Source organism: Aestuariivivens sediminis, assembly GCF_022662105.1.
In the GTDB taxonomy this organism is placed as follows: Bacteria; Bacteroidota; Bacteroidia; order Flavobacteriales; family Flavobacteriaceae; genus Aestuariivivens; species Aestuariivivens sediminis.
Window position 1 is genome coordinate 417,982 of the sequence record NZ_JAKMCP010000003.1, and the last position, 25,966, is coordinate 443,947.

At 40.9% G+C, this 25,966-nt stretch carries 18 protein-coding genes; 11 read left to right on the top strand and 7 right to left on the bottom strand.

Annotated features, from left to right (window positions below; translation table 11 throughout):
* Positions 1–34 precede the first annotated feature (34 nt).
* The 5 genes from MR054_RS09885 to MR054_RS09905 all read left to right on the top strand — a co-directional run bounded on the left by MR054_RS09885 (position 35) and on the right by MR054_RS09905 (position 5,478).
* Positions 35–1,765, top strand: a complete 1,731-nt coding sequence (locus MR054_RS09885) for a phospho-sugar mutase (protein ID WP_242157730.1) — start codon at positions 35–37, stop codon at positions 1,763–1,765.
* Positions 1,765–3,594, top strand: coding sequence for an ABC transporter ATP-binding protein (locus tag MR054_RS09890; protein WP_242157731.1), 1,830 nt, complete (start codon positions 1,765–1,767; stop codon positions 3,592–3,594). The genes MR054_RS09885 and MR054_RS09890 overlap by 1 nt, the downstream gene beginning before the upstream one ends.
* Before the next feature lie 342 nt (positions 3,595–3,936).
* Positions 3,937–4,479: an RNA polymerase sigma factor gene (locus tag MR054_RS09895; protein ID WP_242085177.1), complete on the top strand. Its 543-nt coding sequence runs from the start codon at positions 3,937–3,939 to the stop codon at positions 4,477–4,479.
* 34 nt (positions 4,480–4,513) lie between these two features.
* Positions 4,514–5,026 carry a hypothetical protein gene (locus MR054_RS09900; RefSeq protein ID WP_242157732.1) on the top strand — a complete coding sequence of 171 codons (513 nt, stop codon included), beginning with the start codon at positions 4,514–4,516 and terminating at the stop codon, positions 5,024–5,026.
* Positions 5,027–5,028: 2 nt separating this feature from the next.
* Positions 5,029–5,478 (top strand): sensor of ECF-type sigma factor, encoded by a 450-nt coding sequence (locus MR054_RS09905; protein ID WP_242085179.1) that lies wholly within the window; start codon positions 5,029–5,031, stop codon positions 5,476–5,478.
* 21 nt (positions 5,479–5,499) lie between these two features.
* Here MR054_RS09905 and MR054_RS09910 read toward each other — a convergent pair whose 3' ends face one another.
* The 5 genes from MR054_RS09910 to MR054_RS09930 form a co-directional block, all read right to left on the bottom strand.
* Positions 5,500–6,540, bottom strand: coding sequence for a WD40/YVTN/BNR-like repeat-containing protein (locus tag MR054_RS09910; protein ID WP_420868338.1), 1,041 nt, complete (start codon positions 6,538–6,540; stop codon positions 5,500–5,502).
* 92 nt (positions 6,541–6,632) lie between these two features.
* On the bottom strand, positions 6,633–7,343 hold the full coding sequence (locus MR054_RS09915) for an SCO family protein (protein ID WP_242157734.1): 711 nt from the start codon (positions 7,341–7,343) through the stop codon (positions 6,633–6,635).
* Positions 7,330–7,860 (bottom strand): toxin-antitoxin system YwqK family antitoxin, encoded by a 531-nt coding sequence (locus MR054_RS09920; protein WP_242157736.1) that lies wholly within the window; start codon positions 7,858–7,860, stop codon positions 7,330–7,332. Before MR054_RS09920 ends, MR054_RS09915 begins: the two co-directional genes overlap by 14 nt.
* Before the next feature lie 39 nt (positions 7,861–7,899).
* Positions 7,900–8,670, bottom strand: coding sequence for a YHYH protein (locus tag MR054_RS09925; RefSeq protein WP_242157737.1), 771 nt, complete (start codon positions 8,668–8,670; stop codon positions 7,900–7,902).
* 17 nt (positions 8,671–8,687) lie between these two features.
* Positions 8,688–10,001 carry a sulfatase-like hydrolase/transferase gene (locus MR054_RS09930; protein ID WP_242157738.1) on the bottom strand — a complete coding sequence of 438 codons (1,314 nt, stop codon included), beginning with the start codon at positions 9,999–10,001 and terminating at the stop codon, positions 8,688–8,690.
* Between the two features lie 109 nt (positions 10,002–10,110).
* On the opposite strand from MR054_RS09930, the gene MR054_RS09935 reads away from it, so the two are divergent.
* The gene (locus tag MR054_RS09935; RefSeq protein WP_242157739.1) at positions 10,111–11,322 is read left to right on the top strand and encodes an RsmB/NOP family class I SAM-dependent RNA methyltransferase; all 1,212 of its coding nucleotides are present in this window, start codon (positions 10,111–10,113) and stop codon (positions 11,320–11,322) included.
* Between the two features lie 41 nt (positions 11,323–11,363).
* Here MR054_RS09935 and MR054_RS09940 read toward each other — a convergent pair whose 3' ends face one another.
* Positions 11,364–14,702: a hypothetical protein gene (locus tag MR054_RS09940; protein ID WP_242157740.1), complete on the bottom strand. Its 3,339-nt coding sequence runs from the start codon at positions 14,700–14,702 to the stop codon at positions 11,364–11,366.
* A 413-nt stretch (positions 14,703–15,115) separates the two neighbouring features.
* Between MR054_RS09940 and MR054_RS09945 the strand changes: the two genes are divergently transcribed.
* Positions 15,116–15,976 (top strand): fructosamine kinase family protein, encoded by an 861-nt coding sequence (locus tag MR054_RS09945; RefSeq protein WP_242157741.1) that lies wholly within the window; start codon positions 15,116–15,118, stop codon positions 15,974–15,976.
* 202 nt (positions 15,977–16,178) lie between these two features.
* Positions 16,179–19,844, top strand: coding sequence for a phosphoribosylformylglycinamidine synthase (gene purL / locus MR054_RS09950; protein ID WP_242157742.1), 3,666 nt, complete (start codon positions 16,179–16,181; stop codon positions 19,842–19,844).
* A 117-nt stretch (positions 19,845–19,961) separates the two neighbouring features.
* Here purL and ppdK read toward each other — a convergent pair whose 3' ends face one another.
* On the bottom strand, positions 19,962–22,691 hold the full coding sequence (gene ppdK / locus MR054_RS09955) for a pyruvate, phosphate dikinase (RefSeq protein ID WP_242157743.1): 2,730 nt from the start codon (positions 22,689–22,691) through the stop codon (positions 19,962–19,964).
* Positions 22,692–22,974: 283 nt separating this feature from the next.
* Between ppdK and MR054_RS09960 the strand changes: the two genes are divergently transcribed.
* The 3 genes from MR054_RS09960 to MR054_RS09970 all read left to right on the top strand — a co-directional run bounded on the left by MR054_RS09960 (position 22,975) and on the right by MR054_RS09970 (position 25,956).
* Complete coding sequence (locus tag MR054_RS09960) at positions 22,975–24,747, top strand: AMP-dependent synthetase/ligase (RefSeq protein WP_242157744.1); 1,773 nt, start codon at positions 22,975–22,977, stop codon at positions 24,745–24,747.
* A 132-nt stretch (positions 24,748–24,879) separates the two neighbouring features.
* Positions 24,880–25,272 (top strand): hypothetical protein, encoded by a 393-nt coding sequence (locus tag MR054_RS09965; RefSeq protein WP_242157745.1) that lies wholly within the window; start codon positions 24,880–24,882, stop codon positions 25,270–25,272.
* Positions 25,273–25,617: 345 nt separating this feature from the next.
* Positions 25,618–25,956 carry a hypothetical protein gene (locus tag MR054_RS09970; protein ID WP_242157746.1) on the top strand — a complete coding sequence of 113 codons (339 nt, stop codon included), beginning with the start codon at positions 25,618–25,620 and terminating at the stop codon, positions 25,954–25,956.
* Positions 25,957–25,966 lie beyond the last annotated feature (10 nt).

Sequence of the window (25,966 nt, forward strand, 5' to 3'; positions counted from 1 at the left end):
AATTGTTTAATTTTGTACATATTTCATAGATATTATGATAAAGATAGAACCAAAAATCCTCGAACGTATAAATACATGGTTAACCCCGGTATTTGATGATGAAACTCAATCGACTATTAAAGAAAGTATTGCGCACAAGCCAAAGGACATCCAGGAGAGCTTTTATAAGGATCTGGAGTTTGGAACCGGTGGTATGCGTGGTATTATGGGCGTTGGTACCAATAGAATCAATAAATATACGCTTGGTAAAAGCACTCAGGGTTTAAGCCTGTATTTAAAAGAACAATTTCCCGATGAAACGCTAAAAACAGTGATTGCCTACGACTGTAGGCATAACAGTAAAACCTTGGCCAAAGTGGTGGCCGATGTATTTTCCGCCAATGGTATTGAGGTTTTTTTGTTTGAAGATTTACGCCCAACACCGGAACTGTCATTTGCACTGAGGCATTTGAATTGCCATTGCGGTATTGTGCTTACCGCATCACACAATCCGCCGGAATACAATGGCTATAAAGTGTATTGGCAAGATGGAGGACAATTGGTGCCTCCTCATGATAAGGCCGTAATAGATAGGATAAACGATATCCAATATGCCGACATCAAATTTGAGGCCAATAATAAGCTTATCACCTATATCGGAACAGCTGTTGATGAGAAGTTTATTGAAGCCGCTGTTAAAAATGGCTCGGTTGGAGCAACCCAAGAGGCTAAGGACAACCTTTGCATAGTCTTTACCTCACTGCATGGCACCTCCATTACAGCCGTTCCGGAAACCTTAAAACGTGCCGGGTATAAAAACGTACATATCGTAAAAGAACAGGAAGTGCCCAATGGTGACTTCCCAACGGTCGAATCCCCGAATCCTGAGGAACCAGCCGCATTAAAAATGGCATTGGAACTCGCTGAAAAAGTGAATGCTGATATTGTCATTGGAACGGATCCCGATTGTGACCGATTGGGCGTTGCAGTACGTAATAACGAAAACAAACTGCAACTGTTAAATGGCAACCAAACCATGTTGATGATGACCGATTTCCTGTTGAAACAATGGAAATCTGAGGGCAAAATAAAGGGGAAAGAATTTATTGCCTCTACTATTGTTTCAACACCCATGTTAAATAAACTTGCAGAAGCATATGATGTTGAAAGTAAGATTGTATTAACAGGATTCAAATGGATAGCCAAATTAATTAAGGATCATCCCGAACTTCATTTTATTGGAGGCGGGGAAGAAAGTTTTGGATATATGGTCGGTGATTTTGTTCGCGATAAAGACGCTGTAACATCCACCCTATTGGCTTGCGATATTGCCGCGATCTCAAAATCAAACGAAAGTTCGTTTTTTAATGAACTCATAAAACTTTATATGAAACACGGCTTCTATAAAGAAAAATTAGTGTCCCTTACCAAAAAAGGTATTGAGGGCGCCCAGGAGATTAAGCAGATGATGGTCGACGCCCGTGAAAAGCCTTTTAGCGTAATCAATGGCTCAAAGGTGGTGAAAATTGAAGATTATGACACGTCCATAACCAAAAATAGGGTAACCGGAGAGGAAATCAAACTGGATATTCCTAAATCCAACGTATTGATTTATTATACGGAAGATGGCAGTCAGGTGGCCTTGAGACCTAGCGGAACAGAACCAAAAATCAAATTTTATGTTAGTGTAAACACGGCGTTACATGCCGTTGAAGCCTTTCATGAAACAGAGGCCCTTCTGGACGCCAAAGCAGAAGCCATTTTAAAAGACATGAACCTTATTTAATGAATCATTTTTTTAATATTTTAAGGTACGCAAGACCTTATAAACATTTTGCCATAGGACACATTATTTCTAATGTGTTTTTTGCTTTATTTGGAGCTTTGTCTTTCGTGGCATTAATACCCATGTTGGATATTTTGTTTGAGAAAAAGGATGAAGCCTTTCAAATTGTAAAACCGGTTTATCAGGGCCTTAGTAATTTAAAGGATTTTTACAAAGACTATTTGGCCTATCAGTTGAGCATCTATGCCGATGACGAGCCACAAAAAGCCCTGCTTTTGGTGGTTGGACTTATCATTTCCCTTTTCCTTTTAAAAAATATATTTGGCTATTTAGCTAATTATTTCATGGTGTTTTTAAGAAATGGGGTTGTTCGCGATTTAAGGAATGCCGTATATGAAAAAACCATGGCGTTACCACTTTCGTATTTTTCAGAGCAAAGAAAAGGAGACATCATGTCGCGAGTTACCAACGATGTATTTACCTTACAATATTCTATGTTGCCCGTTTTAGAGCTGATTGCCCGAGAACCTCTCATGATTATCTTTACGATAATTATGATGCTTATCATAAGTTTCAAGCTCACCTTATTCGTTTTTATTTTTATACCATTGTCCGGGTTGATCATTTCGAGAATTGGTAAAAGTTTAAAACGTAAATCCGACCGTGTACAACGTGAACAAGGAACCATACTGTCTATTTTGGAAGAAACCTTAACCGGCTTACGAATCATTAAGGGATTCAATGCGGAAGAAAAATTCACAACGAGATTTTTTGAATCTTCGAACCGCTTTTATCATTTTTCAAATAAATTATTAAACCGTCAAAACCTGGCCTCTCCAACCAGTGAGTTTTTAGGTATTTTAGTCATTTCCATCTTATTATGGTATGGCGGTCAGTTAGTTTTGGTAGACCATTCCCTTGATGGTGCCTCATTTATTGCCTATATGGGTCTGGCCTATAATATCATGGTACCTGCCAAGGCCATATCAAGAGGCCTCTATAATATTAAGCAAGGGAATGCGGCAGCCGAACGTATTCAGGAGATTATTGATGCCGAAAACCCGTTGAAGGATAAAGTGAATGCCATTGAAAAGCTCAGCTTTGATAAAAACATCGTATTCGACCATATTTCTTTTAAGTACGATAAGGAAAATGTACTGACCGATTTTTCATTGACTATCCCAAAGGGAAAAACTATTGCTCTGGTGGGACAGTCCGGAAGTGGGAAGTCGACTATTGCCAATCTTATTACCCGGTTTTATGATGTTAATAAAGGCCATATATTTATTGATGGTGTTGATATTAGAGACTTATCCATACGGTCGCTCAGAGGACTTCTGGGTATCGTTACCCAAGATGCCCTTCTATTTAACGACAGCATAAAAAATAACCTGAAATTGGGCAATGATGCGGCAACCGACAAGGACATCATTGAAGCCCTTAAAGTGGCCAATGCCTGGGAATTTGTCAAAGATCTCGATGGTGTACTGGATTATAATATCGGTGATGCCGGTGCTAATCTGTCAGGAGGTCAGAAGCAGCGTTTAAGCATTGCCCGTGCTGTATTAAAATCCCCTCCCATCATGGTTTTGGATGAAGCGACATCTGCATTGGACACCGAAAGCGAGCGACTGGTGCAGGAAGCCCTGGAAAACATGATGAGAAACAGGACCTCCATCGTTATTGCGCACAGGTTATCCACCATTCAAAATGCAGATACCATCATTGTCCTTCACAAAGGTAAAATAGTAGAACAAGGCAAGCATAACGACCTCATTTCTGAGAACGGTGTCTATAAAAAATTAGTGGCCATGCAAAGTTTCGATTAATCATCCCATCTCCGGATTTTATCCTGTATTTCACAAGGTTAAAACCAACGAAACGTTCAAAACAAATAAAGACGTGTAAAAATAAAAAAGGATAGAGATTTGGGCATCTATCCTTTTTATCGTTCATTGTTAGATTTGGGGACAACTAACAACATAAGTAGGTTTCTGTTACAAACATAGTACAAAACCTAGTAGCAAGCAAGAAAAATTTGCATTTTATCGCCTAAATATGCATTTTATCGATTTTTACAAAACTATGTTGTTAATTATCAACCTTTTAAGGATTGCGGTAAATTGCATTTAAACTTTTAATATATTTAGAGGTCCAATAAGAAAAATTAAGTGACTAACGAAGAAGATTTAGTTAAACAGCTGCAATCCCCTATCCATCAAGAAAAAGCCTATAGAGCTTTAGTGCACCTCTATAAAGAACGCTTGTATTGGCACATACGACATATCGTGAAGCTGCATGACGATGCCGACGACGTCTTACAAAATACCTTTATTAAGATATTTAAAAATATCCATAACTTTAAGGGAGATAGTAAATTGTTTTCCTGGATGTATCGCATTGCAACCAATGAAGCCTTAACCTTTATCAGTAAAAAGGCCAACAGATTGCAAATTACAAGTGAAGCCGTCCAGCAACGTGCTATTAGCCATTTAAAGTCTGATGTTTATTTTGAAGGAAATGATATCCAATTAAAATTACAAAATGCCATCGCTACATTGCCGGAAAAACAACAATTAGTATTCAATATGAAATATTTCGAAAATTTAAAATATAAGGATATGGCGATAATTTTAGGGACCAGCGAAGGCGCACTTAAAGCATCATACCATATTGCCGTAAAAAAAATTGAAACCTATTTAACTCAAAATTAAACTATTAAATAAAAAAAGAGTCTTATTTAATACTATGGGAAAAAAGCGTATACATCATATCACTGAAACCGGATTTAAAACGCCCAAAGGGTATTTTACGACTTTGGAAGATTCGACTTTAAATCGCATGAAAGCCGGGGAATTCGTTCGGAATCCTGGTTTTAAAACCCCCGATCACTATTTCAGTACTCTGGAGGATCGGGTTATGGAAAACGTGATCAAAAAAGAAGCTTCACCCGTTATTTCCATATTCAGTAAACAAAAACTCATCTATGCTTCCAGTATTGCAGCCGCGATAGCATTGCTTCTCATCTGGCCCATTTTTAAAGCCGAATCGAATATCTGGAACCATTTAGATACCGAAACTGTGGAAAATTATTTTATTGAAGAAAATATGGGAACTTATGAGATCGCCACGTTGTTATTGGAAGAAGACATCAAAGAAGAGGAAATTGTCGATTACCATTTAAACGAAGATCAAATTGAATCGTATTTATTGAACCATACCGAGGTTGAAGATTTAATCCTTGAAAAAAATAACTATTAACCATGAAACGCTACATTCTTTTCATATTCCTTGTCATTCACTCCTTCAGTAATTATGCTCAACCGAAAAGAGAGCAAATTAAGGCGCTTAAAATTTCATTTTTAACCGAAAGGCTGGACCTAACAGCAAAGGAAGCCCAGGAATTTTGGCCTGTTTACAACACCTATGAACAAAATACCATACAAATAAAACACAAAGAGCTCAGGAGCATTCGTAGAGAGATTAAAGAAAACCTGGACACGCTTTCCAACGACCGGGCCAATACCTTATTAGACAGATTAATTTCTGCTCATGACCAATTGCATAAAGAAAACGAGCTCCTTTTTTCTAAATTAAAAAACATACTCCCTGCTCAAAAAATTTTGTCACTAAAAGTGGCCGAGGAAGATTTTAATAGAAAACTTTTCGAACAGTACAAAAGGCATAGACCATCACGTCCTGACAAAGATTAAAAAGAGCGAAAGCTCTTTTTTTTATTCCCTAAAGGTCAACATGGATATACGACCTCGGCCCCCGGCATAGGCTGTACTATCATTTAAAAATCGAATGGTGTAAAAGGACGCATCACTTAAATGCTTCCATGAGGTACCGGAGTCACTGCTGTAATCAATTCCCTGAAATCCAACAGCAACCAATTCTTTTCCTGCGCTACCCGGTACATATTGCACACAGCTTCTATAACCGGGGATCTGGTCTTTAGCCACCAAATGCCAGGTTTTACCGCCATCCATAGTTCTTATTTTGTTCGCGGCATGGGCATCGGGGTTGGTATAATCACCCCCAATAGCAAAGCCATTCAAGTCATCATAAAAATCAATGGCATATATTCCTTCAGTATCCTTTTCCTTAACGATAGGCGTATCATAAACCACCCAGGTTTTTCCTTTGTCGGAGGAATGATAAACGCGTCCGGCCGTTGTGGCTACCCAGGTCTGGTTTCCAACGATTGCAATATTGGTATTACTGGCAGCAAAGGCCCCTTCATGCGCCAACCCCTCGGGTAAATCGCGGCATGGGGTTTTCATCCAGGTATTTCCTCCATCTCGAGTTATAATAACGGACAAACACCCATCAACACTATCCCCAATGGCCAGTCCTTCCAGATCGTTCCAAAAGGTCATGGCATCATAAAAAACGCCATCGGCGATCTCTTTGTAAACGAGTTCCATCTTACCTTCATCTCCCGTTTTAAACAACAAAGCCGGGGATGCAATGCTCAGCATAAAAAAATCTTCACCCGTATGGGCCACCGCTCTAAAATGGGGGCGCAGTGAATCTTGTTTTTGTACTGAGGTCTGCCATAATCCGGTTTTGGGATTGTACAACCCAAATACCCCTCCATTCGCCGCAAAAGTCAAACTTTTGTCATTTAACAATTCAATGGCCCGTATACTTAAAAGGGAATCTTCTAAAATAGTATGAATTTCAACTGTATTCATATTCCGCGATACAAATTTATTTTCCTTCCTACAGGAAAAACAGACTACAACTATAATTACGATAAAACGTGTCATTATTTTTTTTTATAAAAATAGAAAAAGCCTCAAGAACTGGCATGAATCCCTGTCAAAAAAAAATCTTATACCAATTTTAAACTCCGGACCCTTTAAATTTCATTCAGCAACACCCTTACATGTCGCTTCAATCGTTCTACATCAACTTCTAATGTCCCATTATAAACGCCACGTATAAACCCTTCTTTATCCACTAAAATAAAGTTTTCGGTATGTATAAAACTGCTTTCATCCTGGGTTTTTGTAAAATCTTCATCGGCTAAATACCCCTCCCTCGCTATGGAATAAATAGCCCCTTTATCGCCGGTTACCAAATGCCATTTTTTAACATTTACTTGATTCTTTTTTGCATACGTCTTTAGCAGGGGTATGGAATCTTTCCATGGCATAACGGTATGCGACAGCAATAAAACTGTATCGTTATCGGCATAGGTGTCTTGCAGTTTACCCATATTCTTTGTGAGTTTTGGACATATACCGGGGCAACTTGTAAAAAAGAAATCGGCTATATAAATTTTACCCTTGAAGGTTTCGTTGGAAATGATACCGCCATTTTGATTCACAAAGGCAAACTGTGGAATTTTATGTGCCGCTACTTCCCAGTCGGGCGTAAAATCGGCCGTATTGAAATAAGGTAATTTAAGCGTAACATCTTTAGTTTCGTTGGCTCCATGCTTACAAGAAACCAGGATAAATAACATGAGTAGTATCGCTGTAAATTTCATCCTCATGCCTTTACAGTATCCGGAAGGTTCCCGATACCTATCTGGACTGTAAATCCATGCATAATTAGTTAAGTTCATCTTGACCACCCTTTACCGTATAACACTTTTTTAAACCGATTAAACCAAACCGTTCGCCATGAACCACATGGTAATTTGCCTTGATGGTGCCATCTGATTTCCACAAATGCTGAGGTCCGTCCTCTTGCCCCCTCGTATAGTTAAAATAACGATATAATCGACCCGATTTGTACCATTCCTTAACAACGCCATGAAATTCTCCCTTTTCATTAAAATGGTATTCAAACTTTGGTCTGCCGTCCTTCCACCACGATTTGTGTATTCCTGTTTTTATCCCCTTTGTGTAATGGCGTTCTTCCGATAATCTACCATCAGAATACCAGTGCCTCTCAAACCCGATCTTCCGACCATCTTTATATTCAATATCAGATTTAGGACTTTCATCTAAATATTTTGAAACCAAATGCCCGGTATAAGGTTTTTTATGATAAAACAAGACCCCATTTTCTAGTTTCAATCCACCATTGGAGGCATCAACATAGGACAAAGAGGTATTATCCCGACATGAAAAACACATCAACAACACACCTATTGTATATATCCATTTACTTTTCAATTACTGTGAAATATTTCCTGGTACACCATAGTAGCCGTTACCATTTAAATACGGATCTTCACCCGTAATATGATAATGGTAGATACCCTCCGGGAAATCTGGTGTTACAGAGGTATGTCCATGATACATATCCAAATCGTCATTCGTTATTGTTATCCCATTTTCAATAGGGCCGTAAACAGGGAAGCCATCGGCCAACAAACCTAAAAAGGCCTCATCCCCAAATTGTGAGGTCAAAAAGGCAGGTTCTATATGGTAATGATAGATTCCTATACGTTGGGGATGCCCCAACCACTGATCAAAAGAATTGATCTCATTGGTCAATGGCTCATCAGGTCCGGCATACTGATTGAAAAACACAATTCCATTTCTGGATATTCCAATGGGCCCCAAAGGTGTCGCTTGTTTATTGGACGCCTCCTCCGGGTGAAGCGGAATGGTAAACATTATATTTTGTGTTCTGATTTCATTTGGGTTTTGTCTCCAACTTGAGTTCGTGCCATTGTAATCTTCATAAAGTGGGTTGTCGACGGGCCAATACGGGCTGGTGTGGTTTGGCAAATCCTGGGTGGTGAATATTACGGTATTCCCGCTGACCTCATAGGATAAACCTGTACCTTCAAATTTTAACAAGATAGAACTAATGTCATAGCTTGTTGCTTCATTCCCTTCCTCTTGCTTTTCAGTTACCTGATCATCTCCACCTGAACAAGCAATAATGAGCAAAAAAAACAGTGATCCAATTTTAAAAACATATCGAAATACGAGCATATAAATAGATTTTAACATTATAATTTTAATTTTCCGAGTTCATTCTTTAAGTTAGCCAAGGCAGTAGCCTCGGCTTGAGTAAGAGGACTTTGGGGAACCTCAAGTAAATTTTCAGTTTCCAGTGGATCCGATTTTAGATTGTAAAAGGCTTCATCACCATTAGCAAAGGTTATATACTTGTAGATTTCATCTCTTATGGCACAATCCAGATCTCCCGCCCCATTGTCCCATTCTGCATAGGCATAATCCCTAACTTTCAGATTTGGTGAACCCAGCAAGGACTCAAAATTTTTACTGTCGTTAATATCGCTAACATTCACTCCAGCTATAGAGGCTATAGTTGCATATAAATCGGTGGTATTTAACAAGGCCTCTTCATACCTGCCCTTTCTATTTACATTTTTTCCAGAAATGACCATGGGTACCCTGATACCGCCTTCGTAAATACTGTTTTTGGCATGACGCCTTGAAAAGTCCTGAACCACATTATTTGGAGTTCCATTATCCCCTATGAATATAATCACCGTATTCTCTAAATCTTCCGCACTTAACGCGTCCAATAGCCTTCCCATTTCGGTATCCATAGCTTCCAGCATCGCCATATAATAAGGCAGGGGATTGGCTTCGATGCTCATGTCATCTGAAGGCAGGGTATCCTCATAATGCAAATCGCTTTCAGGTAAATGAAACGGCGTGTGTGGCGCATTGTAGGCCAACCATAAAAACCACGGTTGATCTTGATCTATTATCCAATCAATGGCCAAATCCGTAAGCTTTGTGGTATTATACACGGTCGAATTATGGGTCTGTCCGTTTTCCACCAAATCCCAATTCCAATAGGATCGTAATCCACCACCTATCACCCCTGAAAACGTACCTATCCCCATACTAAGGGGGTGGTTCACCTGGGAAGAAAGATGCCATTTCCCTATCACAGCATGCGAATAGCCCGAATTTGACACATCCAAAAACTTTTGCAGGGACATTTCTGAAGTCGATAAGGTCTGTCCTACCCGGGTTACTTGAGTCCTAAAACCATATTTACCTGTTAATATACTCGCTCGAGCAGGCGTACAAACGCCATAAGACCACACATTGTTAAAACGAATACCCTCGTTCATGAGTAATTCCAAATTTGGCATATGGGGTTTAACCGACCCCAAACTGTAGCCCGGCATGGCGTCAATACCTAGATCGTCAGCAATCACCAATAGGATATTGGGTTTTTTTATTAGCTCGAGTTCATCATTCATATTTTCGGCCACATCCATATTTTTGGTACACGACAACCACAAAACGAGCACTATAAAAATGGAAAAGCTTTTTTTCATGGACCACATTTTGATTTTAGACATCCCTCATTTTAAAAGGTTTAAAGCCTGGTGATTTAATGTCAAGTAAATGACTTTATGACTATCTTTGCACCTTTAAATGAATTACATGCGATTACACAGAAATTTATGCTTTGCGGTTATTGATGGATTAACCCAAATATTTAATGACCACCAATATGCCGATAAGGTCATCCAACAACTGCTAAAACGCGACAAACGCTGGGGTTCCCGTGATCGCTCCTTTGTTGCTGAAACCACCTATGATATCGTTCGCTGGAAGCGCCTGTATGCGGAGATTGCAGAAGTGAAAGAACCCTTTGACCGGGATAACTTATGGCGCATGTTTGCGGTTTGGGCGACTTTAAAGGGTCTTAAATTACCCGATTGGAAATATTTTGAAAATACGCCTACCCGAAAAATAAAAGGGCGATTTGACGAATGGTCTAAAATCAGAGCCTTGAGAGAATCCATTCCGGATTGGCTGGATACTATGGGAGAGACAGAATTGGGCGAAGCGCTATGGACCAAAGAAATCGCGGCATTAAATACACAGGCCGATGTTATTTTAAGAGTGAATACCCTTAAAACCTCTAAAGATCAATTACAGTCCGAGTTATTCGATTTAGATATTGAAACCGAATTTTTAAAAGACTATCCCAACGCTCTAAAACTCAAAGAGCGTACTAATGTATTTACAACCGAAGCCTTTAAAAATGGTTATTTTGAAGTACAAGATGCGTCATCCCAACTGGTCGCCGAATTTCTGAATGTCAAACCGGGAATGCGTGTCGTGGACGCCTGTGCGGGCGCCGGGGGTAAAACCCTGCACATAGCGGCCTTGATGGAAAACAAAGGGCAAATTATAGCTCTGGACATTTATGCCAACAAACTGCAAGAATTAAAACGAAGGGCCAGACGCAATGGCGCTCATAACATCGAAACCCGTCATATCGACTCCACAAAAGTGATAAAAAAATTATACGATAAAGCGGATCGTGTATTAATTGATGCCCCCTGCTCCGGACTCGGGGTGTTAAGGCGAAATCCAGATGCCAAATGGAAATTAGAGCCTCAGTTTTTGGATAATCTAAAACGGACACAGCAGGACCTTTTGCAACAGTATTCCAGAATGGTTAATGTGGGCGGACAATTGGTGTATGCGACATGCTCAATCTTACCCTCAGAAAATCAAAACCAAATAGAGGCATTCCTGAAATCAGAGTCCGGAGCACCTTTCAGTTTAATAAAGGACCAAACCCTATTGGCACATACGTCGGGCTTCGACGGATTTTATATGGCGCTATTGGAACGGAATTAATAAAAAAGCGACCGTTCTGGTCGCTTTTTTATATCTATGATTTAATTCTTTATGAGTTTACCGGTTAATTTCTCACCCCCATAATTTAAAATGTAAATAAGTAACGACGGATTATAAGAAAATCCTCTGGCCTCAAAAGTATGTATGCCTTTGGTAAGGGCTCCTTCATAGACCGTCTGCACAACTTGTCCCTGCAGATTCACTAACTTAAGGCTTGCCTCGGTATCCTCGGGAATATCCACCACAAACTTCACAGAGTCCCTGAACGGATTCGGGTACGCCCTGATCAAGGCATTTTTCGGATTCAATTTCGTTTTAGTTGGTGCTGCTTTTGCAGGAGCCGGACTCAGATCACAGGACATCGTGGCTATGTTACCGCTTTCATCAATGGCGGTCCAGTTTCTACTTGATCCATTATCCCGGTAATATCTCGTGATATTCGGTTCGGAAGAACAGTTGTCCGAAAATGTCGCATTGCCTTCGGTGGTGCACGTAATAGTGGGTGCTTCAGTATCTCGAACAATAATATATTGTACACATTGTGTTGAATTACCACAAACATCGGAAGCGGTCCAAGTTCTTGTAATAATTGATTGACACCCATTATCAACCTGACTGTCTGAGTATGTAGGTGTGACATCATCACAGTTATCGGTTGCGGTTGCACTACCTGTATTGGCAGGTAGGATCGAGTCATCACATTCCAAAGTAATATCTGATGGACAATAATCAATTACCGGATCAGTATCATCACCTCCACTATAGGTAATGTCTACAGCCGTTGCATAGTTACCGCACTTGTCCGCTATCGTATAATTGTAGGTAACGCTCCATGAACAGTCATCCCCAGTAGGTGAACCCGTCTTAACAACGGTAATGCTACCACCACAACCATCGGTATATTGATTGGCTATATCACTTTCCGTCGGACCGGCCGGTGCATTGGCTATGCAATCATCAATACCCGTCTGGCCTGAGGGAATCGAACCTGTCAAGCTCGGAGCCGTGTCATCACCACCACTATAAGTAATGTCTACAGCCGTTGCATAGTTACCGCACTTGTCCGCTATCGTATAATTGTAGGTAACGCTCCATGAACAGTCATCCCCAGTAGGTGAACCCGTCTTAACAACGGTAATGCTACCACCACAACCATCGGTATATTGATTGGCTATATCACTCTCCGTCGGACCGGCTGGTGCATTGGCTATGCAATCATCAATACCGGTTTGGCCCGAGGGAATCGAACCTGTCAAGCTCGGAGCCGTGTCATCACCTCCACTATAGGTAATGTCTACAGCCGTTGCATAGTTACCGCACTTGTCTGCTATCGTATAATTGTAGGTAACACTCCATGAACAGTCATCCCCAGTAGGTGAACCCGTCTTAACAACGGTAATGCTACCACCACAACCATCGGTATATTGATTGGCTATATCACTCTCCGTCGGACCGGCCGGCGCATTGGATATACAATCATCAATACCGGTTTGGCCCGAAGGAATCGAACCTGTCAAGCTTGGAGCCGTGTCATCACCACCACTATAAGTAATGTCTACAGCCGTTGCATAGTTACCGCACTTGTCCGCTATCGTATAATTGTAGGTAACACTCCATGAACAATCATCTCCCGTTGGAGATCCACTCTTTACGACACTTATGGCCCCTCCACACCCATCGGTATATTGATTGGCGATATCACTTTCCGTCGGACCGGCCGGTGCATTGGCTATACAATCATCAATACCTGTCTGACCTGAAGGAATGGATCCTGTTAAAGTAGGTGCTGTATCATCTCCTCCACTATAAGTAACTGTTGGAGATGGCGAATAAGAATTACCACAATTGTCAGTAACCGCATAAGTATAGGTGACACTCCATGAACAGTCATCTCCCGTTGGAGATCCACTCTTTACGACACTTATGGCCCCTCCACACCCATCAGTGAACTGGGCAGCGATGGTGGCCTCGGTCGGACCAGTTGGTACATTTGCAATACAATCATCAATACCTGTCTGCCCCGAAGGAATGGTTCCTGTTAAAGTTGGTGCTGTACTATCAATAACACTTACAATTTTACTACAAGATGTTACAAAAATATCGGCATCTGTTCTAATGGTTAAAGTCAAGGTATAGCTTCCATTACATGAACTTCCGGCAGTAACGGAAACTGTTGGGCCATCTGAATTGGGAGGGATACTTCCATCTCCGGATATACTCCATTCATAATTATAGCCATCCGGAATGACACTTGGATCCATAATGGCATTGTTTTGATAAACATGACCTGTTGAACTAGGACATACCGGATCAGGCCCAGTAATTTCACAGGGAGGCGGGTCTATAACGGCTGCAGCAGAAAGTGAACGGTCCTGGTTACCTACAGAACTAAATACATCGTCATCGTTAGGACTCCATTGCAGTACACGCGTATGGTAGGGTGACCCGCTCACGGCTTTGGCAGAATTACCGATTCCCCAAGTGTCCTCAGTGGCAATATGACCAGACCATGAAAGAATAACTGTAGCGGCTGTACTGGTAAAATGAATTCGAAGCATGGTAGTAGAGGAGGCATCAATAAGGGATCCTTCTGATATGTAGGCCATCGAATTAATGGTTCCATTCCAAATGGTCATTCGCTCTTTCATTGCCAAAGCTAAATCATCAAATAAATTATCAGGGGCTGCTGGTAACGTTGGTATTGGAATATTACCATAATTCGGTCCTGAGACAATGGATGCTCCATATCCGTCGGTCGGATCGATCGGTTCTGGCTCATGGCCGAAACTTGCGGCATGGGAACCAATCGGGTAATTCAAAAGTTCATAATAACTTATAAAATCAATGGCATGTTTATCGGAGTGTTTGATGTCCCAGGCGATATCCACCGAATGATTGCCATCTGTAAGATTGGTAAAGATAAGTCGATATGGAATGCCCCAGCCTTCCACATAATGGGCATTGGAGGCCCCGGCATTTCCGTTTTGCCATTCAACGGAGCCTAAAACAGATCCATCTCCATCCCTCACCTGTTCCAGGCTGAGTTTTGTGGGTGGCATTACGGCATTGTTCAATACCGAACTTCCCGATAGCTCATAGGTGCTTATGGTATGCCAATTGGTATCATTTGTATAGATATTGGCTGTTTTCGAAGTTATGCCTTCAAGATAATAGGTAAAAAAATCGGTGATAAAAGACGGTTCATTATGATGGCTCATGGCGCTTTGAGCAGAACCCGGATTAAAAATGCATAAGACACTAAAAACGAGCATCAAATGTAGCGCAGTTTTACAGGTCATTAAAACACGAAAGGGTGTTTTAGTCGACATTTTATAGTTCCTGACTACAAAATGTTTGGTTAGGGTAATTGTTGTTCTCATTAGTTGTAATGGTTTATTAATACGTTACAGTTTTACGAATAACAACGGTGAGTAAGGTGAAATAGATTGAGCGTCAAAAAACTCAAAACAAAGCGGCAATGGATAAAAAATTATTGTACAAAGTACTTCAAACTTTTACATACCAGACAAACCCAAAGTAGAGGGACATGACATTGCTAAATTTGCTATTAATACTAATTGGAGAAGATGGTTAATACATTATAAACCAGTATAATAAGATACGAAAAACAATTAATATTTTAAACACATCTTTATTAATATCGACAAATGTCATTTTTTACCGATTAATAGTTAGTTATTTTATTTTTGCTGTATCCATAATGCAAGGAGAAGGAATAACTATTTTCATTCAGTGTTCGCTTTAATTCATTGTTCTTTAATATTTTTAGGTTATGGAAATAATTCTGAAAGCACATCTATCTCATATTTTAAATAATACTATTCATAACATTATACCAGTTTCAGGTGGCGATATCTCCAGTGCCTACCGCATTGAAACGGCCGAAGGGAATTATTTTTTAAAATCCAATACGGGTAAGACTGCTTTGGAGATGTTCCAGGCTGAAGCCAGGGGACTGGAATGTATTGCTAAAACAAATACCATTCGGACCCCTAAGGTGTATGCTTGCAGCAGCATGGGAAAAAACGCCTTTTTACTATTAGAGTACATTGAAAGTAAATTACCGTCATCTCAGGATTTTGGTAATTTAGGGGACCAATTGGCCCAATTACATCACTATACCACCGCCCCTTTTGGTTTGGACCATAATAATTTTATCGGTAGTTTACCGCAAAGTAATCCACAAAAAGAGCATTGGGCAGACTTTTATACCGAAGCCCGTTTGTTGCCCCAACTCCAATTGGCGAAACAAAACCATTTACTCCGTCCTGGTGAATGTCCCACAAAAGAAACGATTCGCCATACTTTGGAAAAACCGCTGCAACAGGTCAGGCCCTCTTTACTTCATGGCGATTTGTGGAGTGGTAACTATTTGATTTCAACATCAGGTATTCCCTACCTCATTGATCCGGCTGTGTACTACGGAGATCATGAAGTCGATATCGCCATGTCCAAACTATTTGGTGGTTTTGGGAAAACCTTTTACGACGTTTACTTTGATCATATGCCTACAGACCGCTATACCACCACTAGAATAGCGATTTACCAGTTGTATTACCTCCTGGTTCATTTAAACCTCTTTGGACGGTCTTACCACGGTTCGGTAGTTTCCATATTAAGATCGTATTTTTAGCACACTTTATAGATCCATAGTCGTGAGCGATCTGCGCACATTAAAACCATAACCATTATTGCACGTTATTGACCCATCTTATCCGTTCCGGGGTTGTTAAAATTCCTGTTGATAACCCCTGCTCCTTTTTATAGAAAATCATATATTAATGCTTAAAATTGTGTAATTTTGCATTTTCAAAACGCAACATAATACCTCTACAATGATTCATTTCTTTGGAAACGTTAACCGCAAGATTTTTGCTGTTCAAACCACAAAAGAATTATCACCTGAAACCATCTCGAAACTAACATGGTTATTTGGCAACCAACCCAAAATAGAACAATCCGCCCTGGCGGATTTTTTTGTTGGTCCACGGGCCGCCATGATTACCCCGTGGAGCACAAATGCCGTGGAAATAACGCAAAATATGGGTGTTTCAGACATCATCCGAATTGAAGAATTTAAAGTCGTTTCAAAGGATTTTGAAGATTACGACCCCATGATTTTTGAGAAATTCAAAGGTTTAGATCAAGACTCGTTTACCATAAACATTACCCCTGAACCTGTTTTGAACATTGAGGACATTGCGGCTTATAATGTTCAAGAAGGATTGGCTTTAAGCGATGAAGAGATTAGCTATCTGGAAGGCGTGGCGAAAAAAATTGGCAGACCGTTAACCGATTCTGAAGTCTTTGGTTTTTCACAAGTGAATAGTGAACATTGTCGTCATAAAATTTTTAATGGAACTTTTGTTATTGATGGTGTGGAAAAACCCTCTTCACTGTTCAAATTAATTAAAAAAACGTCAGAAACCCATCCCAATGACATTGTATCCGCTTATAAAGACAATGTCGCCTTTATAAAGGGCCCTAAGGTAGAGCAGTTTGCTCCAAAACGGGCCGATATTCCGGACTATTATACCTCTGAAGATTTTGAGTCGGTCATCTCCTTGAAGGCCGAGACCCATAATTTCCCGACTACCGTAGAGCCCTTTAATGGTGCCGCAACAGGATCGGGTGGTGAAATCCGCGATCGGCTGGCAGGCGGAAAAGGATCCATTCCCTTGGCAGGAACGGCGGTTTACATGACCTCCTATTCACGATTGTTGGAAAACCGTCCATGGGAACAGGCCTTCGCCGAACGTGACTGGCTGTACCAAACCCCCATGGACATCTTAATTAAAGCGTCTAATGGGGCTTCAGATTTTGGGAATAAATTCGGGCAGCCTTTAATTTGTGGATCGGTATTGACCTTTGAACATGAAGAGGACACCAGGAAGCTGGGTTTCGATAAAGTCATTATGCTTGCCGGTGGAATTGGTTACGGCAAAAAAGACCAGGCAATAAAAGGAACCCCAAAAAAAGGGGACAAAATAGTTATTTTAGGTGGTGATAATTACCGTATTGGAATGGGAGGTGCTGCCGTTTCCTCGGCCGATACGGGTGAGTTCGCCTCCGGTATCGAATTAAATGCCGTTCAGCGCTCCAACCCCGAAATGCAAAAGCGTGCGGCCAATGCGGTTCGTGGCATGGTGGAAAGTGAAAACAATTATATCGTTTCGATTCACGACCATGGTGCCGGTGGGCATCTTAACTGTTTATCGGAATTGGTGGAAGACACCGGTGGGATCATCGACCTGGATGCATTACCTGTTGGCGACCCAACCTTGTCTGATAAGGAAATAATAGGTAACGAATCCCAGGAACGTATGGGATTGGTTATTGCCGAAAATCATCTGGACACCTTGCATAAGATTGCCGATCGCGAACGTTCACCCATGTATACGGTAGGTGATGTCACGGGAGATGATCGCTTTACTTTTACATCCAAATCCAAGGGCAATACCCCTATGGATCTGGCCTTGGAGGACATGTTTGGCAGTTCCCCAAAAACCATTATGACGGATAACACCGTTAAACAGAACTACGTGGATCTTGCTTACAGTTCGGACAAATTTCAAGACTATTTGGAGCAGGTGCTGCAATTGGAAGCTGTGGCCTGTAAAGACTGGCTCACCAATAAAGTAGACCGATGTGTAGGTGGCAAAGTGGCAAAACAACAATGTGCCGGTCCACTACAACTCCCTTTGAACAATGTAGGGGTTATGGCTTTAGATTACAAAGGTAAAGAGGGTATTGCCACATCTATAGGACACGCCCCTATTTCTGGACTTATTGATCCGAAGGCCGGGAGCAGGAACTCCATAACTGAAGCCTTGACCAATATCATTTGGGCCCCTTTGAAAGAAGGTTTGGAGAATGTTTCACTATCAGCTAACTGGATGTGGCCTTGTAAAAATGAAGGCGAGGATGCCCGATTATATGAAGCCGTTGAAGCGGTTTCGGAGTTTGCCATAGATCTGGGGATTAACGTACCAACAGGCAAGGATTCGCTATCCATGAAGCAAAAGTACCCTGATGGTGAGGTTATTGCCCCCGGGACAGTTATTATTTCAGCAGCGGCGAATTGCACCGATATTAAAAAGGTGGTTGAACCCGTATTACATAGGAATGCAGGTGCCATATACTACATCAATATATCCCAGGACCAATTTAAGTTAGGCGGTAGTTCGTTTGCACAAATCCTGAACAAAATAGGGCACGATGTCCCAACCGTAAAACAGGCCGGCTATGTTAAAACCGTGTTCAATACCATCCAGCGCTTAATAGGGGAAGGACAAATTGTTGCGGGTCATGATGTGGCTTCCGGGGGGTTAATTACGACCTTGTTGGAAATGTGTTTTGCAGATAACGATTTAGGAGCAGAACTGGACTTATCCGCACTCGGAGAAGCAGATTCCTTAAAATTGTTGTTTGCTGAAAATGCCGGGATTGTGATTCAGGGAAAGGATGCTTCAATTGAATCTGTTTTATCTGATGCCAATATTACATTCTTTAATATTGGAAAAGTGACAAATACCAATGTGCTTAGCATAGTAAACGGGTCTGATGCATTTCCCTTACCCGTTTCGACACTTCGTGATGTTTGGTATAAAACCTCCTATTTACTGGATAAAAAACAAACCGCCAATCATCTGGCTGAAGCCCGATTCAACAACTATAAAAACCAACCTTTACAATACGTGTTTCCAAAACACTTTACCGGTAAACTGCCTAAACGGCAAACCTCAAGGCCAAAAGCTGCCATTCTCCGGGAAAAAGGGAGTAATTCCGAACGTGAAATGGCCAATGCCATGTATTTGGCAGGCTTTGATGTCAAGGATGTACATATGACCGATTTAATTTCAGGACGCGAAACCTTGGAAGACATCCAGTTTTTAGGAGCCGTGGGTGGATTTAGCAATTCTGATGTCCTGGGTTCGGCTAAGGGTTGGGCAGGCGCCATTAAATACAATGAAAAGGCCAACAAGACCATTCAGGACTTCTTCAAGCGAGAAGATACCCTGTCCGTTGGGATCTGTAATGGGTGTCAGCTATTTATGGAATTGGAAGAAATTAACCCGGATCATGACATTCATGGCAAACTAACGTATAACGATTCCCACAAACACGAAAGCGCCTTTACCTCTGTGAAGGTTAAGCCCAATTCGTCTGTGATGCTGTCTACATTGGCGGGCACCACATTGGGAGTTTGGATTTCCCACGGTGAAGGAAAATTTAGTTTGCCTTATGCTGAAGACCGGTACCATATTGTTGCTAAATACAGCTATGAAGACTATCCACATAATCCGAATGGTTCAGATTACAATACGGCCATGATGTGTGACCATACCGGACGTCATTTGGTAACCATGCCTCATATTGAACGATCTACCTTTCCATGGAACTGGGCCTATTACCCTGAAGGGCGGCAAGATGAAGTGTCTCCCTGGCTGGAAGCTTTTGTAAATGCGAGAAAGTGGATTGAGAATAGAGAGCAGGTCTAATTTGAGATGGCCATGTCATAGATTCCAATACGAAGAATTCCATACCCTAATCTATTTAATCCAAAAAAAAGCCTAAGCGATGTCGCTTAGGCTTTTTGAATTTAAAATTAACATGTATTACATGGTTGATTTTATGGCCGCCTGTGCAGATACTAATCTTGCAATTGGCACCCGATAAGGTGAGCAACTCACATAATCCATTCCCAGATTGTAACAGAACTCAATGGAACTGGGCTCTCCACCGTGTTCGCCACAAATACCAATTTTTAAATTTGGTTTAGAACTTCTACCGCGGTCTGTTCCTAATCTCACCAACTGTCCAACACCCTCTTTATCCAATACCTCAAATGGATCTACCTTTAATATCCCCTTCTCGTAGTATACGGGAAGGAATTTACCAACGTCATCACGGGAATATCCAAAGGTCATTTGGGTCAAATCGTTTGTGCCGAAGGAGAAGAAATCTGCTTTTTCAGCAATCAAATCGGCCATTAAAGCTGCCCTTGGCACCTCAATCATGGTGCCTACCAAATAGTCGATTGAATCGTTTCGTTCCTCAAAAATCACATCGGCTGTTCGTCTTATTATTTGTTCTTGAGCTTCAAACTCCTTAACCGTTCCAACCAAAGGAATCATGATTTCTGGTTTACTTTTAATACCGCGCGCTTTCAAATTAAGAGCAGCCTCTATAATGGCCCGGGTTTGCATTTCAGTAATCTCTGGATAGGTGTTACCTAAGCGGCATCCACGGTGTCCCAACATAGGATTAAACTCTTCCAGTTCAGCGACTTTATTTTTTACGGCTTGCAAGGAAATGTGCATATCTTCGGCCAGTTCCTTTTGTGTTGCTAACTGGTGAGGCACAAATTCATGCAATGGGGGATCTAACAACCTTATGGTAACCGCTAGCCCTTCCATAGCCTCAAAAATACCTTCAAAATCAGAACGTTGCATGGGTAACAAATCTTCTAATGCTTGTTTACGACCTTTAACCGTATCGGCTAAAATCATTTCGCGCATGGCCTTGATTCTATCGACTTCAAAGAACATATGCTCTGTTCGCGTCAAACCAATACCCTGTGCCCCAAAATTCCTGGCCACTTTAGCATCTTTCGGCGTATCGGCATTTGTTCTTACTTTCATTTGACCATATTTATCAGTTAAGGTCATGAGCTCAGCAAATTCTCCACTCAATTCCGGCTCCATAGTTGCTACCTTACCTTCAAAAATATTACCGGTAGACCCGTTTAATGAGATCCAGTCTCCTTCATGGTACTCATGTCCATCAACCGTAAGCGTTCTGGTTTTATAATTAATTTTTAATGCACCGGCTCCGGACACACAGCATTTACCCATACCACGCGCTACAACAGCGGCATGTGAGGTCATTCCACCACGTGCAGTTAAAATACCCTTTGCAATATTCATACCTTCCAAATCTTCCGGTGAAGTTTCAATACGCACCAGAATGCTGTTTTTGAATTTAGCGGCTTCGTCTGCAAAGAACACTATTTTACCTGTTGCAGCTCCGGGTGAAGCCGGTAATCCTTGTGCTATAACCTGGGATCTTTTAAGTGCATCCGGATCGAAAATGGGATGCAATAATTCATCCAACTTATTGGGCTCGATACGTAACAGGGTCTCTTTTTCATCAATCATGCCTTCTTTAAGCAGATCCATTGCAATTTTTACCATTGCGGCTCCGGTTCGTTTTCCATTTCTAGTCTGCAATATCCAGAGTTTCCCATCCTGTATGGTAAATTCCATGTCTTGCATATCGCGATAATGTTTTTCCAAAACATCCTGATAGGTATTCAATTCTTCAAAAATAGAGGGCATGAGTTCTTCCAATGAAGGGTAATTCTTCAATCGGTCTTCCTCTTCGATTTTGGCCAATTCTGCCCAACGTTGGGAACCCAAATGCGTGATTTGCTGAGGGGTTCTTACCCCGGCTACAACATCCTCGCCCTGGGCATTTATTAAATACTCTCCATTAAAAACATTCTCTCCGGTACCTGCATCTCTGGTAAAGCAAACACCTGTTCCCGAGTTTTCACCCATGTTTCCGTACACCATGGCTTGCACGTTTACAGCGGTTCCCCAATCGGCAGGATATCCATGCATGGTTCTGTAATATACCGCACGGTCTCCATTCCAACTGTTAAATACAGCAATGATAGCGCCCCATAACTGATCCCAGGGATCGGTAGGGAAATTATGGCCGGTACGTTTTTTTACCGCTTCTTTAAAATCGTATACCAGGTCTTTTAAATCCTGAACACTAAATTCCGTATCCAATTTAATACCGCGTTTATGCTTTAAATGCTCCATAATTTCTTCAAACGGATCAATATCTTCTTTAGACGCAGGTTTCATACCTAAAACCACACCGCCGTACATTTGAATGAAACGCCTGTAAGAATCCCAGGCAAATTGTTCATTATTGGTTTTTTTGGCCAACCCCTGCACCACCTCATCGTTTATGCCCAAATTTAAAACGGTATCCATCATGCCCGGCATGGATACACGAGCTCCGGAACGCACGGAAACCAACAATGGATTGGTTTTATCGCCAAATTTAGATCCCATTAATGTTTCTATATTAGCAATCGATTCCTCCAGCTCATCCTTAATTAATTCTACGACATTCTCTTTTCCCAATGTATTATATTCGGTACAAACTTCGGTGGTGATCGTAAATCCGGGGGGTACCGGGATCCCTAAGGAACTCATTTCGGCTAAATTGGCCCCTTTTCCTCCCAAAAGATTCTTCATTTTACTATTCCCATCGGCGGTTTTATTACCGAATTTATACACTCTTGTCTTTACTTTTTCTAATATTTCCATGATTTTATAATTTTAAATTCATCGGTAAAATTACCTTTATTATACGTCTATTTTAATGATAAAAGTCATATTCTGAACAATTTACACAAGCCCTGCATGCCCAAAAAAAAGACCCTAACACCGTATCTTAAGGGCCTTATTACATGGCTGCTGCTTCCGTATTCGTCCTACTTTACCTTAAAAATCTAACTTTACCCTGTTCCGAACCTGTTCTTTTTTAGGACTTGATTTGAAAATCCCTTTTAATTTTATACTTTGCGTCATAGCATCTCATAAATTACGAATGGCGGCCATTACAAGATTATTTGATTTTCCTTATTACCAGTTGGAGCACTGTCCATTGGACGCTGCGTTGGTTTCAAAACATAAGGGTACCTGGGAAAAAACATCAACGCAGGAGTATATTGACAAAGCGAATGCCATAAGCAGGGCCCTGCTAAGATTAGGAGTGAAAAAGGATGATAAGATAGCCGTTATTTCTTCAACGAACCGAACGGAATGGAATATTGTCGATATTGGCATCCTTCAGGTCGGTGCCCAGAATATCCCCATTTACCCCACTATAAGTTCTGAAGATTACGGCTATATATTGAATCATAGCGAGTCCCTCTATTGTTTTGCCTCGGATTCTGAGGTGTTAGAAAAAATAAACAAGGTCAAGGCCAAAACTAAATTAAAGGCGGTGTATACCTTCGATTATATTGTTGGCGAGAACCATTATTCCGAATTACTGAAATTGGGTGAGGATCCTTCAAACCAAGATCTTGTGGAGGCCAGAAAAGCAGAAGTAGACCCCTATGACCTGGCCACGATTATCTATACTTCCGGTACCACCGGAAAACCTAAAGGGGTGATGCTGTCGCATTGGAATATTACCAGTAATGTGCTTAACAGTGCCCCCAGAGTGCCTTTGCCCCGTGGACAGACACGAGTGCTCAGCTTTTTACCCATATGCCATATTTTTGAACGTGTACTCATTTATGTGTATCAACATGCGGGAACCTCCATTTATTATGCCGAATCCCTGGACAAAATAGGAGATAATGCCAAAGAGGTTAAACCCCATATGATGAGTGTGGTTCCACGACTTCTGGAGAAGGTTTATGATAAAATAATGGCAAGGGCCGAAGAATTGGGCAAATTCAAAAAAAGTTTATTTTTATGGGCGGTGAGATTGGGGGAAATATGGGAACCCTATGCCCAGAATGGATGGTGGTATGAATTTAAATTATGGATAGCCTATAGACTTGTTTTTAGAAAATGGCGTGATGCCCTTGGTGGAGAAATCACGACTATGGTATCTGGAAGTGCCGCGCTCCAAACCCGCTTATCCAGAATTTTTTGCGCAGCCAGAATGCAAATTATGGAGGGTTATGGATTAACCGAGACCTCGCCTGTTGTCTCTGTTGGGATGTATGCGAATAAACATTTCAAAATCGGAACGGTGGGCAAACCGATTAAAGGTGTTGAAGTCAAGATTGCAGATGATGGTGAAATTCTCATAAAAGGCCCCAATGTCATGATGGGATACTATAAGGATCCTGAAAAAACAGCAAGTGTTATGACCGGTGACTACTTTCATACCGGTGATAAGGGTGAAATAGATAAAGATGGATTTTTAAAGATTACCGGTCGTAAAAAAGAAATGTTTAAAACCTCCGGGGGTAAATACATCATCCCAACACTTCTTGAAAATGAATTGAAACAATCACGCTTTATAGAACAGGTTATGGTCATCGGTGAAGGTGAAAAGATGCCCGCGGCCTTAATACAACCCAACTTTGAATTCATAAAAGAGTGGATGGAACGAAAACAGTATGCCATTGAACATTCTAATGAAGCCATGTGTCACTCTGAATTGGTCTGTTCCAGAATACAAAAGGAAGTTAACCGGTGTAATGAAAAATTTGGTAAATGGGAACAAATAAAGCGTTTCCAATTAACGCCGGAGGTCTGGACTGTGGATAACGGCTTGCTTACGCCCACCCTTAAAATGAAGCGCAGTGTTATTGCCGAAAAATACCACGATTTAATTGAACAGATTTATAGACCCTGATTTTAGGATATTAAATAATTATCGGTTTTTCGCTTTCAAAATATTATATCCATAAAAAAATACCATCAAATTTAAGATATTGACATTTTTTTTATACTTTTATTCACATCTAACTAATTAAAATTAAAAAAAATGAAAACAAAAAATTTACTAGCCGCCGGCGTAGCTGGCGCCGTTGTTAACTATCTTTTAGGATGGGTCTTTTATGGCATGCTATTTAAAGACAGTTTTCCACAACCAGAAGAAAGCGGTCAGTCTTTGCTAATGATCTTTCTAGGATGTTTGACCCTCGGATTGTTTATGGCCTATATTTTTATCCAATGGGCCCAAATATCTACAGGGACTACAGGTGCCAAGGCAGGAGCGGTTATATCTTTGTTTGTTGCGCTATATTTTGATTTTTTCCAACTGGCCATGAATTCAGAGGTAACCTACCAAATGGTTGGACTGGATGTTATTCTCATGGTGGTAATGGGAGCCATTACCGGAGCAGTCATTGGCGCTGTTAACGGCAAAATGGGATAATTTAAATCCTTCAATATAACTTCTTACCATGCTCAATTTCGGGCATGGTTTTTTTATCTGCCCCATAAAACCGACAAACAATTATTTTTTAGTATAAAAATTTTTCCTAAATTGTCCTTTGATTCCCCCTAAGTCTTTCAAAAATTAATTTTAAATAAAATTTCACAATGAGAAAGGCGCTTTTCAACTCCTCAAATTATTATAATGACTTCACCGAACATGTCATGTTTAATTTTTCCAATTGTATTCCCTATTATTGATCATTTCCTGAACCAAAAGATTATTTAACAACTAACCAAAATTTCCTATTTGAATCTAAAGCCATCTTTAGCGATAACTATAATAATGAGCCTACTTTGCTCAAGTATTTGGGCACTCTACCGGCGCGCCAAACCAGAGTATTATAGCACCTGTCTTGTGGAAGTTGGAAATTTATTTGCTGAAGTACGTGTCAACATTGAATCTGCGACTCCTAATACCCTCCTGCTTTTGGAAACTTCCGGGACAGGATATAATGTGAACAGCCTCATGGGTAAAGAAAGGCCAGATTTAAAGCAGCATAGCATTGAAATACATGCCATGGACCATGCTATGAATCGCTACACCAAGGCTATGATGAACCGATTCAATGAAGACAGACCTCTCATTAATTACAAGAAAAAAATAACTCGTAAAATTCCTTAAAACCAATCCA

Bases quoted from the DNA above. Each gene is read 5' to 3' on its own strand.
- MR054_RS09915 (WP_242157734.1), bottom strand. From the start codon at position 7,343: ATGAACTTAACTAATTATGCATGGATTTACAGTCCAGATAGGTATCGG.
- MR054_RS09905 (WP_242085179.1), top strand. From the start codon at position 5,029: ATGAAACGCTACATTCTTTTCATATTCCTTGTCATTCACTCCTTCAGT.
- purL (WP_242157742.1), top strand. From the start codon at position 16,179: ATGATTCATTTCTTTGGAAACGTTAACCGCAAGATTTTTGCTGTTCAA.
- MR054_RS09890 (WP_242157731.1), top strand. From the start codon at position 1,765: ATGAATCATTTTTTTAATATTTTAAGGTACGCAAGACCTTATAAACAT.
- MR054_RS09925 (WP_242157737.1), bottom strand. From the start codon at position 8,670: ATGCTCGTATTTCGATATGTTTTTAAAATTGGATCACTGTTTTTTTTG.
- MR054_RS09920 (WP_242157736.1), bottom strand. From the start codon at position 7,860: ATGTGTTTTTCATGTCGGGATAATACCTCTTTGTCCTATGTTGATGCC.
- MR054_RS09960 (WP_242157744.1), top strand. From the start codon at position 22,975: ATGGCGGCCATTACAAGATTATTTGATTTTCCTTATTACCAGTTGGAG.
- MR054_RS09940 (WP_242157740.1), bottom strand. From the start codon at position 14,702: ATGAGAACAACAATTACCCTAACCAAACATTTTGTAGTCAGGAACTAT.
- MR054_RS09930 (WP_242157738.1), bottom strand. From the start codon at position 10,001: ATGAAAAAAAGCTTTTCCATTTTTATAGTGCTCGTTTTGTGGTTGTCG.
- ppdK (WP_242157743.1), bottom strand. From the start codon at position 22,691: ATGGAAATATTAGAAAAAGTAAAGACAAGAGTGTATAAATTCGGTAAT.
- MR054_RS09965 (WP_242157745.1), top strand. From the start codon at position 24,880: ATGAAAACAAAAAATTTACTAGCCGCCGGCGTAGCTGGCGCCGTTGTT.
- MR054_RS09935 (WP_242157739.1), top strand. From the start codon at position 10,111: ATGCGATTACACAGAAATTTATGCTTTGCGGTTATTGATGGATTAACC.
- MR054_RS09885 (WP_242157730.1), top strand. From the start codon at position 35: ATGATAAAGATAGAACCAAAAATCCTCGAACGTATAAATACATGGTTA.
- MR054_RS09970 (WP_242157746.1), top strand. From the start codon at position 25,618: ATGAGCCTACTTTGCTCAAGTATTTGGGCACTCTACCGGCGCGCCAAA.
- MR054_RS09945 (WP_242157741.1), top strand. From the start codon at position 15,116: ATGGAAATAATTCTGAAAGCACATCTATCTCATATTTTAAATAATACT.
- MR054_RS09900 (WP_242157732.1), top strand. From the start codon at position 4,514: ATGGGAAAAAAGCGTATACATCATATCACTGAAACCGGATTTAAAACG.
- MR054_RS09910 (WP_420868338.1), bottom strand. From the start codon at position 6,540: ATGACACGTTTTATCGTAATTATAGTTGTAGTCTGTTTTTCCTGTAGG.